Genomic DNA, 13,926 nt, shown 5'->3' with positions numbered 1-13,926 from the left:
GCGCGGGCCCGCCCTGCGGCTGGCCCTGCGCCGGACCGGCCTGAGGCTGGCCGTGCTGGGGCTGACCGGGCTGAGGCTGACCGGGCTGGGCACCGTACGGCTGCGGCTGACCCTGCTGCGCGCCGTACGGCTGCTGCTGGGCGCCGGGGTAGCCGTATCCGCCCTGCGGCTGCGCGCCGTAGGGCTGCGGGGTCTGGGGCTTCGGGGCGCCGAGCAGGGCGGCCTTCAGCTGCGGAACGAGCGGGGTGGCGATGGCGGCTCCGGCCAGCGCGATGGTGGCGAGCAGCCCCAGGATCGCGCCGGCGCCCAGGTCGGCCTTCATGTCGATGACCGTCCAGAACATCGCCCAGAGGGCGAAGACCGTGAAGGCGACGCCGAACTGGCCGATGTCCAGGCCCGCGACCTTGCGACCCGGCGTGGCGCGGCCGGCGACGATCAGCAGTGCACCGATGATCCCCGCGATGTAGATGGACATCACCGTGCCGAGCGAGTCCCAGGCGTTCGGCAGGTCCGCGCTGGAACAGTCGATGCCGCTGGGGCAGTCGATGCTGGCGAAGTCCAGGAACGAGGCGATGAACAGCACCACCGCTGCTCCGATCACCACGCCATCGCCTCGAGTGAGGGAGCGGATGTTCACGTGTAGGTCCTTAATCGGTTGCGTCTCGTCGGGGCGGTCGTCGGTGCCGCCGGTCGGCGGTGCACGGCGTGAAGCTCGGGGGTGGCCCCCATGGTACGGATACTGTGCGTTCCCGGGGTGCCCCCGTACCCCCGGACGGAAACGAATCTATCGCCTGCCGCATCTACCCGAGCAGGTAGGTGCTGATGCCGTCCGTGATTCCCTGCGCCGCCTTCTGCCTCCACTGCGAACTCGTCAGGAGGGCCGCGTCCTTCGCGTCACGCATGTTGCCGCATTCGATGAACACCTTGGGTGCGGTCGACAGATTCAGCCCACCGAGGTCTTCGCGTACGTCCAACCCGGTGCCGTTGCCCACGTAGTTGGAGGGTGCGCTGCCCGTGGCGCGCACGAATTTCCCGGCGATGTGCTCGCCGAGCTCGCGCGAGGGGCCGACGATGCGGGTGGTGTCGGCGGCGCCCCCCTTCACCAGGGCGGGGAGGATCACATGGAACCCGCGGTTCCCGCTCGCCGAGCCGTCCGCGTGGACCGAGATCACGGCGTCGGCCGCGGCCTTGTTGCCGATACGGGCGCGTTCGTCCACGCACGGACCGAAAGGACGGTCATTGTCGTGGGTGAATTGAACCGTTGCGCCCTGCTTTTCCAGCAAAGTGCGAAGACGGTGTGAAACATCGAGGGTGAATTCGGCCTCGGTGTAACCGGCATTCGTAGACGTGCCCGTGGTGTCGCATTCCTTGCGATTGGTTCCGATGTCCACGAGCTCGTTGATCTCGCGGGTGTGACGGAAATTGCCGGGGTTGTGGCCGGGGTCGATCACGACGACCTTCCCGGCGAGGGGGCCCTTCGCGGTGGAAGCCGTCGAGGACGCCGCTGGGCTCCCCGGCGGTGCGGCCGGCGCGCCCGCGGACGTCGAGGGCGACGCGGAAGCCGTGGGAGGCGTGGCCGCCCGGTGCAGGGGCGGGGCCTTCGGCGAACCGCTGTCCCCGGCGCATCCGGCCAGGCAGGTCGCCGCGAGCGCGGCGACCGCGAGGAGAGCGCCGCCGCGAACCGGGCGGCGGCGCCGGGGGAAGGGCTGGTTCTCGTCGTACGGCACGTCGCGATGCTAGGGGATGTCCGGCCCCGCGCCTCAGATTCCGTCCCCCGTGCGCCGCAGCACCCGCAGCGAGTCGGTCGCCGACACCTCGGTGAACGCGCCCGAGGCGAGGGCCCGCAGGTAGATGCGGTACGGGGCCTGGCCGGTCCATTCGTCGACCGGGTCGGGGAAGACGTCGTGGATCACCAGCAGCCCGCCCTCGGCGAGGTGCGGGGCCCAGCCCTCGTAGTCGTTCGTGGCGTGCTCGTCGGTGTGCCCGCCGTCGATGAAGACCAGTCCGACCTTGCCGCCCCACACCTTCGCGACCTGCGGCGACCGCCCGACGACCGCGATCACGTGGTCCTCCAGGCCGGCCTTGTGAAGGGTGCGGCGGAAGGTGGGCAGCGTGTCCATCCGGCCCACCTCGGGGTCGACCACCGTCGGGTCGTGGTAGTCCCAGCCGGGCTGCTGCTCCTCGCTGCCGCGGTGGTGGTCGACGGTGACGGCGACGGTCCCGGCCTCGCGGGCGGCGTCCGCCAGCAGGATCGTCGACCGTCCGCAGTACGTCCCGACCTCCAGCAGCGGCAGCCCGAGCGCCCCGGCCTCGGCCGCGGCCGCGTACAGCGCGAGCCCCTCCCGTACGGGCATGAAGCCCTTCGCGGTCTCGAAAGCGGCGAGGACCTCCGGCTTGGGGGCGGCGGTGGCGGCGGCTGCCATGGCGGATCCTCCGGCTCGTGCAGGCGTACTGGGCGGTCACATCGTAGGCGGGGGCAGGTCACGGCTTCGCGTCGCACCAGGTCCCAGCGGGCCGGGACAGTCCGCAGGATGCGCCGCAGATGCCGCGCCGAGTGCTCACCGACGGTGAGGCCCATGCGGTAGCGGCCCGCAATGTCCGCTGGTGAGTGGTCAGTTAAGTGATTCATGTCACCAGCGTGGTGCTGGGCGATTACGCTCGGCTACGTACCGGAACGGACGCCGCACGGTGTGTGCTTGCGTGAGCTGGGGGACTGCCTCATGGCCAATATCCGCGATCTCGATCCGAGCGCCTCGCCGCTGGACTACTACGGCTCGGAGCTGCGCAGGCTGCGCGAGGAGGCCGGGCTGAAGCAGGGCGAGCTGGGTGGCTGCGTGTTCTGCACGGGGTCGCTGATCGGCCAGATCGAGACGGCGAGGAAGGTGCCGACGCGGGACTTCAGCGAGCGGGTGGACGCGGCGCTGGGGACGGGCGGGGTGTTCTCGCGGCTGGTGGGGCTGGTGCTGAGGAGCCAGTTGCCGAACTGGTTCCAGGCGTATGCGGAGATGGAGGCGAAGGCGGCGTACATCTCCACGTTCCAGCCGCAGTTGGTGTACGGGCTCTTACAGACGAAGGAGTACGCGCGGGCGGTGCTGGGCGTACGGGACGAGAGCAATCTCGACGCCAGGGTCGCGGCTCGCATCGAGCGTCAGCGCATCCTGGAGCGCGAACACCCGCCGCTGATCTGGGTGGTGATGAGCGAGGCCGTGCTGCACCAGGAGATCGGTGGCAGGCGGGTCATGCGCAACCAACTCGCCCACCTCTTGGGTCTGCGCAGACGGGAGTGGGTGCAGGTACAGATCCTGCCCTTCGGGGCGGGAGCCCATGCTGGCCTTATGGGAGAGTTCAACCTGCTGCGGTTCGAGGGCGATCCCGATCTGGTCTACACCGAGGACTTCGTGCAGGGCCATATGACGGCCAATCCGCAAGCTTTCAGGGAGGGTTCGCTCCGTTACGATCACTTGCAGGCAGCCGCCCTCTCCGTCGAGGATTCGGCGGCACACATCGCCCGCGTAATGGAGGAACGGTATGGACACCATCCAGACCCTGACGGGCGCGCTGTGGCGTAAGTCGTCCTACAGCGGCGACACCGGCGGCAACTGCATCGAGTGCGCCCCCCTCGGCGCCGCCGCCTGGCGTAAGTCGTCCTACAGCGGCGACACCGGCGGCGACTGCGTCGAGTGCGCCCCTCTCGGCGCCGCCGACTGGCGCAAGTCGAGCTACAGCTCCGACACCGGCGGTGAGTGCATCGAGGTCGCCCCCCAGCCCTGCCGTATCGCCGTCCGTGACTCCAAGAACCCCGGGGGCCCCGTCTTCGCCGTCGCGCCCTCCGCCTTCGCGGCGTTCGTCACGGCCGCCGCCGAGGGCGACCTCTGACGCGAGCCTGACGTCCACAGGGGTGGGCGGCCCGCCATCCGGGGTGGGTGGGCGGTCCGCCGCCGTGTCAGCGGGCCGTCCCGTGCGCCCGTAGCGCCAGGCTGGGCGGCATGGATGCCGCAGTCGACGCCGTGCTGCACGCCCTGGCCCTCACCGGGTCCATGGCGTGGGAGATCACCTGGGCCCTGATCCTGGGCTTCACGCTGTCCGCCGTCGTGCAGGCAGTGATCCGCAAGTCCACCGTCGTCTCCCTCCTCGGCGACGACAGCCCGAAGAGCCTCGCTCGGGCGGCCGGCCTCGGTGTGGCGTCCTCCTCGTGCTCGTACGCGGCCGTCGCGCTCGCCCGGTCCCTGTTCCGCAAGGGGGCGAACTTCACCGCGGCGATGGCCTTCGAGATCGCCTCCACCAACCTCGTCGTCGAGCTGGGAATCATCCTGGCGCTGCTGATGGGGTGGCAGTTCACGGCGGCCGAGTTCGTGGGCGGTCCGATCATGATCATTGTGCTGGCGGTGCTGTTCCGGCTGTTCCTGACCGAAAGGCTGGTGCGCGAGGCCCGTGAGCAGGCCGAACACGGCCGGGCCGGTTCGATGGAGGGCCACGCGGCCATGGACATGTCCATCCCGAGCGAGGGCTCCTTCTGGCACCGGCTGCTGTCGCGCGAGGGCTTCACCGCCACGTCGCACGTCTTCGTCATGGAGTGGGCGGCGATCCTGCGGGACCTCGTTCTGGGCCTGCTCATCGCCGGGGCGGTCGCCGCCTGGGTGCCGGACTCCTTCTGGAGCGCGTTCTTCTTCGAGGGACATCCACTGGCCGCGAAGCTCTGGGGCCCGCTGATCGGGCCGCTCGTCGCCATCGCGTCGTTCGTCTGCTCGGTGGGCAACGTGCCGCTCGCGGTGGTGCTGTGGAAGGGCGGGATCAGCTTCGGCGGGGTGGTCGCCTTCATCTTCGCCGACCTGCTGATCGTGCCGATCCTCAACATCTACCGGAAGTACTACGGGGCGAGGATGGCCGCCTTCATCCTGGCGACGTTCTACGCCGCCATCGTCGCCGCCGCCTACGTGGTGGAGTTCGTCTTCGGCGCCCTCGGGCTCATCCCGGACCAGTCCACCGCGAAGGTCCCGAGTGAGGGCGTGTCCTTGGACTACACGACGTGGCTCAACATCCTCTTCCTGCTGCTCGCGGCCGTCTTCGTGGTGCGCTTCCTGCGCACCGGCGGGGTCGGGATGCTCCGTGCGATGGGAGGCGCCCCCAGTGCCGCGTGACCGGGTGACCCCGTGACCGGCTCCGGCCGGGAGTCCGGCCGGGGGCGGACCGGAGCGTGCCTACGGGTGTTCGGGCGGAAATTCGGACAAGATGGTGCAACCCCGATTGTTCGACCTGGTACCGCTGTGGAGGCGTCATGGACACCTGGGCCACCTGGACCACCCAGGGAATCATCGCCGGCTCGGGCGGCGTCATGACCACCGAGGGCGGTCCCATCACCGGCGACCTGACGGTGCACACCACGTGGATCGAGGGCCAGGCGCAGGTGACCGTGCAGCACACCGGTGCGACCGAGTGGTACGCCGTGCAGGGCAGCCCCGTGCCGGCGGCCGACGAGGACACGGCCAGGGCCGCGCACCAGGCGGCCGTGGAGCTGGTCAAGGCAGGGGGCGGCGCCACCTTCACGTTCCCCGTCTGAACACGGTTGCCCGGCCGTCGGCCGGCGCGGATGCCCGATATTTGGTGGCGGACAGTGCCGACGCGCGCGACGATGCCCAGATGGACTTGGATGAGCACGCCGATGAAGCGGCGGCGACTCGGTGGACGCGGTCAACCATCTATACCGACATGTGGGTTGATCCGGACGACGACCCGCGCGAGAGCGATGCCGAGACCGTCGATGAACGCAGCGCGCTGCTCGACGGCTTGCGTCACTTCCGCCTCACCCTGGAAATGAAATGCACGGGCCTGGACGCCGAACAGATGGCCCGGCGCTCCGTACCGCCGTCCACGATGTCCCTGCTCGGGCTGGTGCGGCACATGGCCGAGGACGAACGACACTTTCGCCGGCTGGCCGGCGAGGACTCGCCCAGGATCTACCGCACCGCCGAAGACCGCGACGGCGACTGGAACGGCGCGACCGCCGACCCGGCGGTCGTGGAGGACGCCTGGCGTCAGTGGCGGGCCGAGATGGAGTTGACCGACCGGTTCATCGCCCGCTTCGCCGACCTCGGCGCCCAACCCGGTGGGGACGGGCAGCTTCGCGACATCCTGGTGATGCAGATCGCGGAGTACGCGCGACACTGCGGCCATGCCGACCTCCTGCGCGAGCGGATCGACGGCCGAGTAGGCCAATGATCACTGCGCCCCGGAACTTCGCGGGGCTCAGCGGGGACAAGGCGATCGCCGGGTCGCTGTCGTGTCCGGCTGAACCTTGCGAGAGGCGGGTCGGCGGACCTGCCATTCGCAACCTTGAGTGGGGCTGACGGGCGGTGGGCCGTCTCATCGAAGGTTGCATCGCCCCGTTTCGACTGCCCAAGACAGGCTCAAGCGCCTGTCGGAGGCTCGGTGACCCGCGTCACACCCGGCTCCTGTCAGCAATCGGGGCGCCGTCTCGTTCAAGGGGCACGCGAACGAGACAGGAGCAACTCCATGAAGCACCGCATCGTCGTACTCGGCGCTGGATACGCCGGGGCCTTCGCCGCCGGAAACCTGGCCCGCCGGCTCTCTCCCGCCGACACCGAGATCACCGTCGTCAACGCCGTGCCCGACTTCGTTGAGCGGATGCGGCTCCACCAGCTCGCGATCGGCCAGGACCTCGCGTTCCGCAAGCTCGCCGACGTATTCGCGGGCACCGGGGTGAGGCTGCGCCTGGCGCGTGTCACCGGCGTCGACCCCGAGCGCAGGACCGTCGCCGTGACGGGCAAGGACGGCGACGGTGAGCTCGCGTACGACACGCTTCTCTACGCGCTCGGCAGCTCCGTAGCCCACCATGGCGTCCCCGGCGTGGCCGAGTACGCCTTCGATGTGACCGGCCTGTCCTCGGCGTTGCGTCTGCGCGAGCGCCTGGCCGGCCTGGGCGAGGACGGCACTGTGCTGGTCGTCGGTGAGGGGCTGACCGGCATCGAGACCGCCACCGAGTTCGCCGAGTCCCGGCCCGACCTCTCGGTCGCGCTCGCCGCCCGCGGCGAGCTGGGCGCCTGGCTCTCCCCGAAGGCCCGCCGTCACCTGCGCCAGGCCTTCGACCGGCTCGGCATCACCGTCCACGAGCACACCGGCATCGAAGCCGTCGAGCCGACACGGGTGATCGCCGCCGACGGTACGTCCATCCCGGCCGACGTGACTGTGTGGTCGGCCGGGTTCGCCGTGCACCCCATCGCGGCCGCCAGCGGCCTGGAGGTCGCCGAGACCGGCCAGATCGTCGTCGACCGCACCATGCGCTCGGTCTCGCACCCGGGCGTCTACGCCGCCGGTGACTGCGCCTACGCGATCGGCGAGAACGGCCGGCCGCTGCCGATGTCCTGCGCCTCGGCCGGCTTCACCAACATGCAGGCGACCGCCGCGATCATCGCGCGCCTGACGGGCGGCGAGGTCCCGACCACCGGGCTGAAGTACCACGGCAACCACATCAGCCTCGGGCGGCGAGACGCGATCTTCCAGATGGTGGACGGGGACGTCCGGTCGAAGTCCTGGTACCTGGGCGGCAGGACCGCCGCGCGGCTCAAGTCGGGCGTGCTCAAGGGGGCCGGGTGGGGCATCGCCCATCCGACCTTCGGCATGCCGAAGCGCAAGCGCCGCCTGGCCACCGCGCCTGACGGGGTCGGTGTGAGGGTCGCCGCATAGGTTGTTCCGCATGGACAGCGCAGCCATCGATCGGTTCGAGGCCAGCCGGGGCCGGCTGGCCTCGCTCGCGTACCGTCTGCTCGGCTCGGCGGCCGACGCCGAGGACGCCGTGCAGGACGCGTTCCTGCGCTGGCAGGCCGCGGACCGGGAACGTATCGAGGTGCCGGAGGCGTGGCTGACCAAGGTCGTCACCAATCTCTGCCTCGACCGGCTCCGCTCGGCGCAGGCGCGCCATGAGCGCGCTGTCGGAGACTGGCTGCCCGAGCCACTCCTCGAGGGCGACCCGATGCTCGGCCCTGCCGATACCTTCGAGCAGCGCGAATCGGTGTCCTTGGCCGTACTGACCCTCATGGAGCGCCTCTCGCCGGTCGAGCGGGCCGCTTACGTCCTGCGCGAGGCCTTCTCCTACCCCCACGCCGAGATCGCCGGGATCCTCGACATCACCGAGTCCGCGAGCCAGCAGCATGTCCACCGGGCCCGACGCCGGGTCGCCGCCGAGCGCCGCGGCGGCGACGAGGTGGACCCCGCGTCCGCGCGCCGGATCGTCGAGGAGTTCCTCGCCGCCGCCACGTCGGGGCGCACCGAACGCCTGGTGGCGCTGCTCACCGCCGACGCGACCGCGGTCTCGGACGGCGCCGGACTGGCCAGGCGGCTGCTGCGGTACAAGACGCGCGAGCGCATCGCCTCCTACGTGCGGGCCGGCTTCAAGCCCACTCCGGCGAAGCGGCGGCTGGCCGGCGGCTCCCCCACATTCCACATCGCGCTGGTCAACGGTTCCCCGGCCGTCCTCGCCGTGGTCGACGACCGGGTCGTGGGCGCCGTGGCGTTCGAAGTCAGCGACGGCAAGGTTGCGTCCCTGCGCGGCATCGCCGCCGCGGACCGGCTCGCGCGCCTCAATGAGGCCTGGCGGCAGCACGAACCCGACGCGCCGGTCATCAACGCATGGTGACCAGAGCCACCGGAATTCAGTGACCTGAGTCGGAGCATTTCGCGTATCTGACCTTCCATCAGATTGGAACGTGTTCTAATCTGCCGCGCATGGCCACCGCAAGCACGCGCAGCGCGGGACGCACCGGAAGCATCGGAATCACGCAGGAGCAGGGCGAGTTGGCGCACTCCGTACGCAGCTGGCTGGCGCGGGCCGTGCCGCCCGAAGCCGTACGGAAACTGCTCGACTCACCGGGAGCCGGCACCGGTGGGCGGCCCGCCTACTGGGACGGGGCCGTGGCGCAGGGGCTGCTCGGGGTGCATCTGCCCGAGGAGTACGGCGGCGGGGGCGGCACGCTCGTGGACCTTGCCGTGGTCCTTGAGGAGACCGGGCGGGCCGCACTGCCCGGGCCGTATCTGCCCAGTGTGCTGGCCTCCGCCGTGCTGACCCGTGCCGGGCGGGGCGAACTCGTACGCGGCCTCGCCGACGGCCGGCGCATCGGGGCCGTCGCCCTCGGGTCCGGCACGCTCACCGCCACCCGTATCCCGGGCGGCTACCGCCTCGAAGGCGCCGCGCCGCCCGTGCTCGGCGCCGGGCAGGCGGATCTGCTCGTACTCGGGACGCCGGCGGGCTGGTTCGCCGTGGACGCCGCGGATCTCTCGATACGCGGACACGAGAGCGCCGATCCGACCCGTCCCACCGCCGAGGTCACCGCGGACGGCGTCGTCGTGCCCGAGGACAGCGTCCTGGACATCGGCGACATCACTGATATCGGCGAGGTCAGCGGCATCGGGGACATCGGCCCGGACCTCGTCGTCGACCTCGCCGCCGTGCTGTTCGCCGCCGAGGCGTGCGGAACCGCTGCCTGGGCGCTGCACACCGCCACCGAGTACGCGAAGGTGCGCGAGCAGTTCGGGCGGCCCATCGGACAGTTCCAGGCGGTGAAGCACCTGTGCGCGGACATGCTCGTACGCGTCGAGCAGGCACGGGCGCTGACCTGGGACGTGGCGCGGGCGGCCGACGACGACTCCTCCGTCCGGGGGCTCGCCGCCGCACTCGCCGCCGCGACCGCCCTCGACGCCGCCTACACCTGCGCCAAGGACTGCATCCAGATCCTCGGCGGCATCGGCTTCACCTGGGAGCACGACGCCCACCTCCATCTGCGCCGGGCCCTCGTCGCCCGCCAGCTCCTCGGCCCCGGCGACGCACACCGGCTCCGCGCCGTACGCCTCGCCGCGGCCGGCGCCCGGCGCGAGCTGCGCCTCGACCTGCCGCCCGAGGCGGAGCCGTACCGTCGAGCGGCCCGCGAGGCCATCGCCCCCGCGCACGGGCTGGACCCCGGCGCGGCGCGCCGCGTCCTCGCGCCCACGGGCTACGCCGCCCCGCACCTCCCGCCCCCGTACGGCCTCGGCGCCGGGCCGCTCCAGCAGCTCGCCGTCCAGCAGGAGCTACGGGCGGCCGGGGTCAAGGTGAGCGACCTCGGTATCGCGACCTGGGTGGTGCCGTCCCTCATCGCCTACGGCACCCAGGAGCAGAAGGACCGCTTCCTGCTCCCGACCCTGCGCGGCGAACTGCTCTGGTGCCAGCTCTTCAGCGAGCCCGGCGCCGGCTCCGACCTCGCGAGCCTGCGCACCCGCGCCGAGCGCACCGCGGACGGCGGCTGGCGGATCACCGGCCAGAAGGTGTGGACGAGCGCCGCCCAGTGGGCCGACCACGGCATCCTCCTCGCCCGCACCGACCCGGACGCCCCCCGGCACAAGGGCCTCACCTACTTCCTCGTCGACATGAAGGCCACGGACGGCATCGACATCCGGCCGCTGAAGGAGATCACCGGCGAGTCCCTCTTCAACGAGGTGTACTTCGACGGCGCACTGCTCCCCGCCGACGCCGTCGTCGGCGAGGTGAACGACGGCTGGCGGGTCGCCCGCAACACGCTCGGCAACGAACGCGTCCACATGGCCGACCAGTTGACCTTCGACACGGGGCTGGAGGAGCTGATCGCACGGGCCCCCGGCCTCGACGACACCTTCCGTGCCCGGATCGGCGCGCTCGCCGCCGAGGCGCACGCCCTCGCCTGCATCGGGCTGCGCACGACCCTCCAGCAGGTCGACGGCGTGGAGCAGGGCGCCGGTGCGTCCGTACGCAAGCTCGTCCAGACCCCGCACCAGCAGAGGGTCGCCGAACTCGCCCTCGAACTGCTCGGTCCTGCGGGCGCGGTCCGGGAGGGGCCGGGCGAACGGGCCGTGCACGGCCTGCTGATGTCCCGCTGTCTGACGATCGCGGGCGGCACCACCCAGGTCCAGCTCAATGTCGTCGCCGAGCGCATCCTCGGCCTGCCGCGAGACTGAAGGAGTCCGTCCGGTGAAGACCTACATCGTCGGTGTCGGCATGACGAAGTTCGAGAAGCCCGAGTCACGCGACTGGCAGTACTGGGACATGGCCAAGGAGGCGGGCGGCGCCGCCCTCGCCGACGCCGGGATCGCGTACGACCTCGTCCAGCAGGTCCCTGTCGGCTACTGCTTCCAGGCCTCCACGGCCGGCCAGCGCGCCGCGTACGAACTCGGCCTCACCGGAGTCCCCGTCTACAACGTCAACAACAACTGCGCGACCGGCTCGACGGCCCTGATGATGGCCCGGCAGTTCGTCGCGGGCGGCCTGAGCGACTGCGTTCTCGCGCTGGGCTTCGAGAAGATGAAGAAGGGCGCGCTCGGGGGCGGAGCCGACGGGGGAGGGGGAGACTTCAAGGTCTCGCCCGTGGCCCGGCATTACGGGATCATGGCCGCCGCCCACGGCTTCGAGATGACCCCGCCCACCGCCCAGATCTTCGGCAACGCGGCCCGCGAGCACATGGAGCGGTACGGGACGACCCCACGGCAGCTCGCCGCGGTCGCCGCCAAGAACCACCGGCACTCGGCCGGCAACCCCAATGCCCAGTTCCGGGACGTCTACGAGGTGGACGAGATCCTGGCCGCCAAACCCATCCACCAGCCGCTCACCAAGCTCCAGTGCTCGCCCACCTCCGACGGTGCCGCCGCGGCCGTCGTCGTCTCCGAACGCTTCGTCGTCGAGCACGGCCTCCACGACAAGGCCGTCGAGATCGCCGGGCAGGCCATGACCACCGACACCGCCGACTCCTTCGCCTCCGGCTCCTGCATCGACGTCGTGGGCAGGCCCATGTCCCGGGCGGCGGCCCGGCAGGCGTACGAGGCGTCCGGCGTCGGCATCGACGACATCGACGTCATCGAGCTGCACGACTGCTTCTCCGTCAACGAGCTGCTGACGTACGAGGCGCTCGGCATGTGCGCGGAAGGTGAGTCCGGCAAGCTCGTCGAGTCCGGGGCGACGACGTACGGCGGCCGGTGGGTGGTCAATCCGTCCGGCGGGCTGATCTCCAAGGGGCATCCACTGGGCGCGACAGGACTGGCCCAGGCCGCGGAGCTGACCTGGCAGCTGCGCGGCGAGGCGGGGGCGCGCCAGGTCCCGGGCGCCAGGACCGGACTCGCGCACAACATCGGGCTCGGCGGGGCCGCGGTCGTCACCGTACTGCGAAAGTCCTAGAGCCGGTCCGGAGGATCAGGCGAGCCCGGCAGGATCCGCCGGACGGGACTTCGAAGACACGATCACGGGACTTTGACGACACGACGCACGCCGCTGACCGCGCTGTCCATGCGGCTCGAGGAGATCTCCGCGACCGACGACCCGGACACGGTCAAGGAGGAGGCGATCATCGCGCTGACCCAGGTGGAGACGGCCGCGGCGACGAAGAACCAGATGTAGCCGGAGTAGGACCCCGGTCCCGCGGACCGTACATCGAAATCCGCATGTACGGACTGTCAGGTGCCTGAGACCATGACGGTCATGGCCTCAGCCCCGTCAGACACAGCAGACCCCCGGATATCGGCTCCGGACCGCCCGGCCGCACGCATGTGGGCGGTCGTACTGGCAGCCTGCGCCGGGCAGTTCCTCGTCGTCCTCGACGTGTCCGTCGTCAACACCGCACTGCCTTCCATGCGGGCCGACCTGGGGCTCAGCGCCGTCGGGCTGCAGTGGGTGGTCAACGCGTACTCGATCGCCTTCGCCGGGTTCATGCTGCTCGGCGGGCGGGCCGGAGACCTGTTCGGGCGGAAGCGGATGTTCCTGGTGGGGCTCGGGCTCTTCACCGCCGCATCGCTCGCGGGCGGGCTCGCGCAGGAAGGCTGGCAGTTGCTCGCCGCGCGCGCCGGGCAGGGGCTGGGTGCGGCGGTGCTCGCCCCCTCGACGCTGGCGCTGCTGACCTCGGCCGTGCCGGAGGGGCCGGCCCGGGCGCGGGCCATCGCCACCTGGACCGCGGTCGGTGCGGGCGGCGGCGCCGCCGGCGGGCTGGTCGGCGGGGCGCTGACCGACTCCTTCTCCTGGCGCTGGACGCTGCTGATCAATGTGCCCGTCGGCGCGCTGGTGCTGGTACTGGGCAAGTGGTGGCTGACGGAGAGCCGCGGCGGGGAGGGCCGCCGGCTCGATCTGCCCGGCGCCGTACTCGTCACGGCGGGTCTTGCGACGCTCGCGTACGGCATCGTGCAGACCGAACAGGAGGGCTGGGCCGCCCCCGCGACCCTGGTGCCCCTGGGCGCCGGACTCGCGCTGCTCGGTGCCTTCGTCGCGGTCGAGTCGCGGGCGAAGACGCCGCTGATGCCGCTGAAGCTGTTCCGGATGCGGTCGGTGTCCGCGGCGAACGCGGCGATGTTCAGCTGCGGCGCCGCCATGTTCAGCATGTGGTACTTCATGACGCTCTACGCCCAGAACGTCCTCGGCTACACCCCGCTGGCCGCCGGGCTCGCGCTGATGCCCAGCTCGTTCGCCGTGATCCTCGGCTCCAAGCTCGCCCCGCGGCTGATGCCCGTCGCCGGCGCCCGCAATGTCGCCGCCCTCGGGGTGCTGGTGTCCGCGGCCGGCTTCGGCTGGCAGTCCACGATGGACGCGCACGGCTCGTACGTGACCACGATCATGCTGCCCGGCATCGTGATGATGGCGGGCGCCGGACTCGGGGGAACGCCGCTCGCGGCTCTCGCCACCTCGGGGGCCGCGCCGGGCGACGCGGGCCTCGTCTCCGGGCTGATCAACACCTCACGGGTGATGGGCGGTGCGCTCGGGCTCGCCGTCCTGTCGACGGTCGCGGCGGCCCGGACGGGCGGGGCGACGGATCCGGAGGCTCTGACGGCCGGATACGCGCTGGCGTTCAGGTCCGGCACGGGAATCCTGCTGGGCGGGGTGCTGCTGATGCTCCTCTGGCTGCCGAAGGACCGCCGCACGCGCTGAGGTAC

14 protein-coding genes are annotated in these 13,926 nt (G+C 71.2%); 11 read left to right on the top strand and 3 right to left on the bottom strand.

What is annotated here, in order from left to right:
- The 3 genes from ACWGI8_RS25985 to ACWGI8_RS25975 all read right to left on the bottom strand — a co-directional run.
- The coding region (locus tag ACWGI8_RS25985; RefSeq protein ID WP_453664421.1) for a hypothetical protein at positions 1–637 on the bottom strand (637 nt) is incomplete at its 3' end.
- A gap of 163 nt (positions 638–800) precedes the next feature.
- Entirely contained in the window at positions 801–1,727 is a 927-nt protein-coding gene (locus ACWGI8_RS25980; protein WP_453664420.1) for an N-acetylmuramoyl-L-alanine amidase, read from the bottom strand.
- A 33-nt stretch (positions 1,728–1,760) separates the two neighbouring features.
- The gene (locus ACWGI8_RS25975) at positions 1,761–2,423 is read right to left on the bottom strand and encodes a class I SAM-dependent methyltransferase (protein WP_453664418.1); all 663 of its coding nucleotides are present in this window, start codon (positions 2,421–2,423) and stop codon (positions 1,761–1,763) included.
- Positions 2,424–2,720: 297 nt separating this feature from the next.
- Between ACWGI8_RS25975 and ACWGI8_RS25970 the strand changes: the two genes are divergently transcribed.
- The 11 genes from ACWGI8_RS25970 to ACWGI8_RS25920 all read left to right on the top strand — a co-directional run bounded on the left by ACWGI8_RS25970 (position 2,721) and on the right by ACWGI8_RS25920 (position 13,921).
- The gene (locus ACWGI8_RS25970; protein WP_453664426.1) at positions 2,721–3,569 is read left to right on the top strand and encodes a helix-turn-helix domain-containing protein; all 849 of its coding nucleotides are present in this window, start codon (positions 2,721–2,723) and stop codon (positions 3,567–3,569) included.
- A complete protein-coding gene (locus tag ACWGI8_RS25965) occupies positions 3,529–3,876 on the top strand; it encodes a DUF397 domain-containing protein (protein ID WP_453664417.1) in 348 nt (115 codons plus the stop codon). The genes ACWGI8_RS25970 and ACWGI8_RS25965 overlap by 41 nt, the downstream gene beginning before the upstream one ends.
- Before the next feature lie 110 nt (positions 3,877–3,986).
- The gene (locus ACWGI8_RS25960) at positions 3,987–5,138 is read left to right on the top strand and encodes a permease (protein WP_453664415.1); all 1,152 of its coding nucleotides are present in this window, start codon (positions 3,987–3,989) and stop codon (positions 5,136–5,138) included.
- A gap of 137 nt (positions 5,139–5,275) precedes the next feature.
- On the top strand, positions 5,276–5,557 hold the full coding sequence (locus ACWGI8_RS25955) for a hypothetical protein (RefSeq protein ID WP_453664414.1): 282 nt from the start codon (positions 5,276–5,278) through the stop codon (positions 5,555–5,557).
- Positions 5,558–5,706: 149 nt separating this feature from the next.
- Positions 5,707–6,216 carry a DinB family protein gene (locus ACWGI8_RS25950; RefSeq protein ID WP_453664425.1) on the top strand — a complete coding sequence of 170 codons (510 nt, stop codon included), beginning with the start codon at positions 5,707–5,709 and terminating at the stop codon, positions 6,214–6,216.
- 294 nt (positions 6,217–6,510) lie between these two features.
- Positions 6,511–7,701 (top strand): NAD(P)/FAD-dependent oxidoreductase, encoded by a 1,191-nt coding sequence (locus ACWGI8_RS25945; protein WP_453664412.1) that lies wholly within the window; start codon positions 6,511–6,513, stop codon positions 7,699–7,701.
- 10 nt (positions 7,702–7,711) lie between these two features.
- A complete protein-coding gene (locus ACWGI8_RS25940) occupies positions 7,712–8,650 on the top strand; it encodes a sigma-70 family RNA polymerase sigma factor (protein ID WP_453664410.1) in 939 nt (312 codons plus the stop codon).
- Between the two features lie 89 nt (positions 8,651–8,739).
- Positions 8,740–10,977 (top strand): acyl-CoA dehydrogenase, encoded by a 2,238-nt coding sequence (locus ACWGI8_RS25935; RefSeq protein ID WP_453664409.1) that lies wholly within the window; start codon positions 8,740–8,742, stop codon positions 10,975–10,977.
- A 13-nt stretch (positions 10,978–10,990) separates the two neighbouring features.
- Positions 10,991–12,187, top strand: a complete 1,197-nt coding sequence (locus ACWGI8_RS25930; RefSeq protein WP_453664408.1) for a lipid-transfer protein — start codon at positions 10,991–10,993, stop codon at positions 12,185–12,187.
- Positions 12,188–12,259: 72 nt separating this feature from the next.
- Complete coding sequence (locus tag ACWGI8_RS25925; protein WP_453664427.1) at positions 12,260–12,406, top strand: hypothetical protein; 147 nt, start codon at positions 12,260–12,262, stop codon at positions 12,404–12,406.
- Positions 12,407–12,478: 72 nt separating this feature from the next.
- Positions 12,479–13,921 carry an MFS transporter gene (locus tag ACWGI8_RS25920; RefSeq protein ID WP_453664423.1) on the top strand — a complete coding sequence of 481 codons (1,443 nt, stop codon included), beginning with the start codon at positions 12,479–12,481 and terminating at the stop codon, positions 13,919–13,921.
- The last annotated feature ends 5 nt before the right edge of the window (positions 13,922–13,926 follow it).

It is taken from the genome of Streptomyces sp. NPDC054841 (assembly GCF_053611045.1).
The sequence above is the reverse complement of the archived record's forward strand: the minus strand, read 5'-3'. Positions and strand labels throughout refer to the sequence as shown.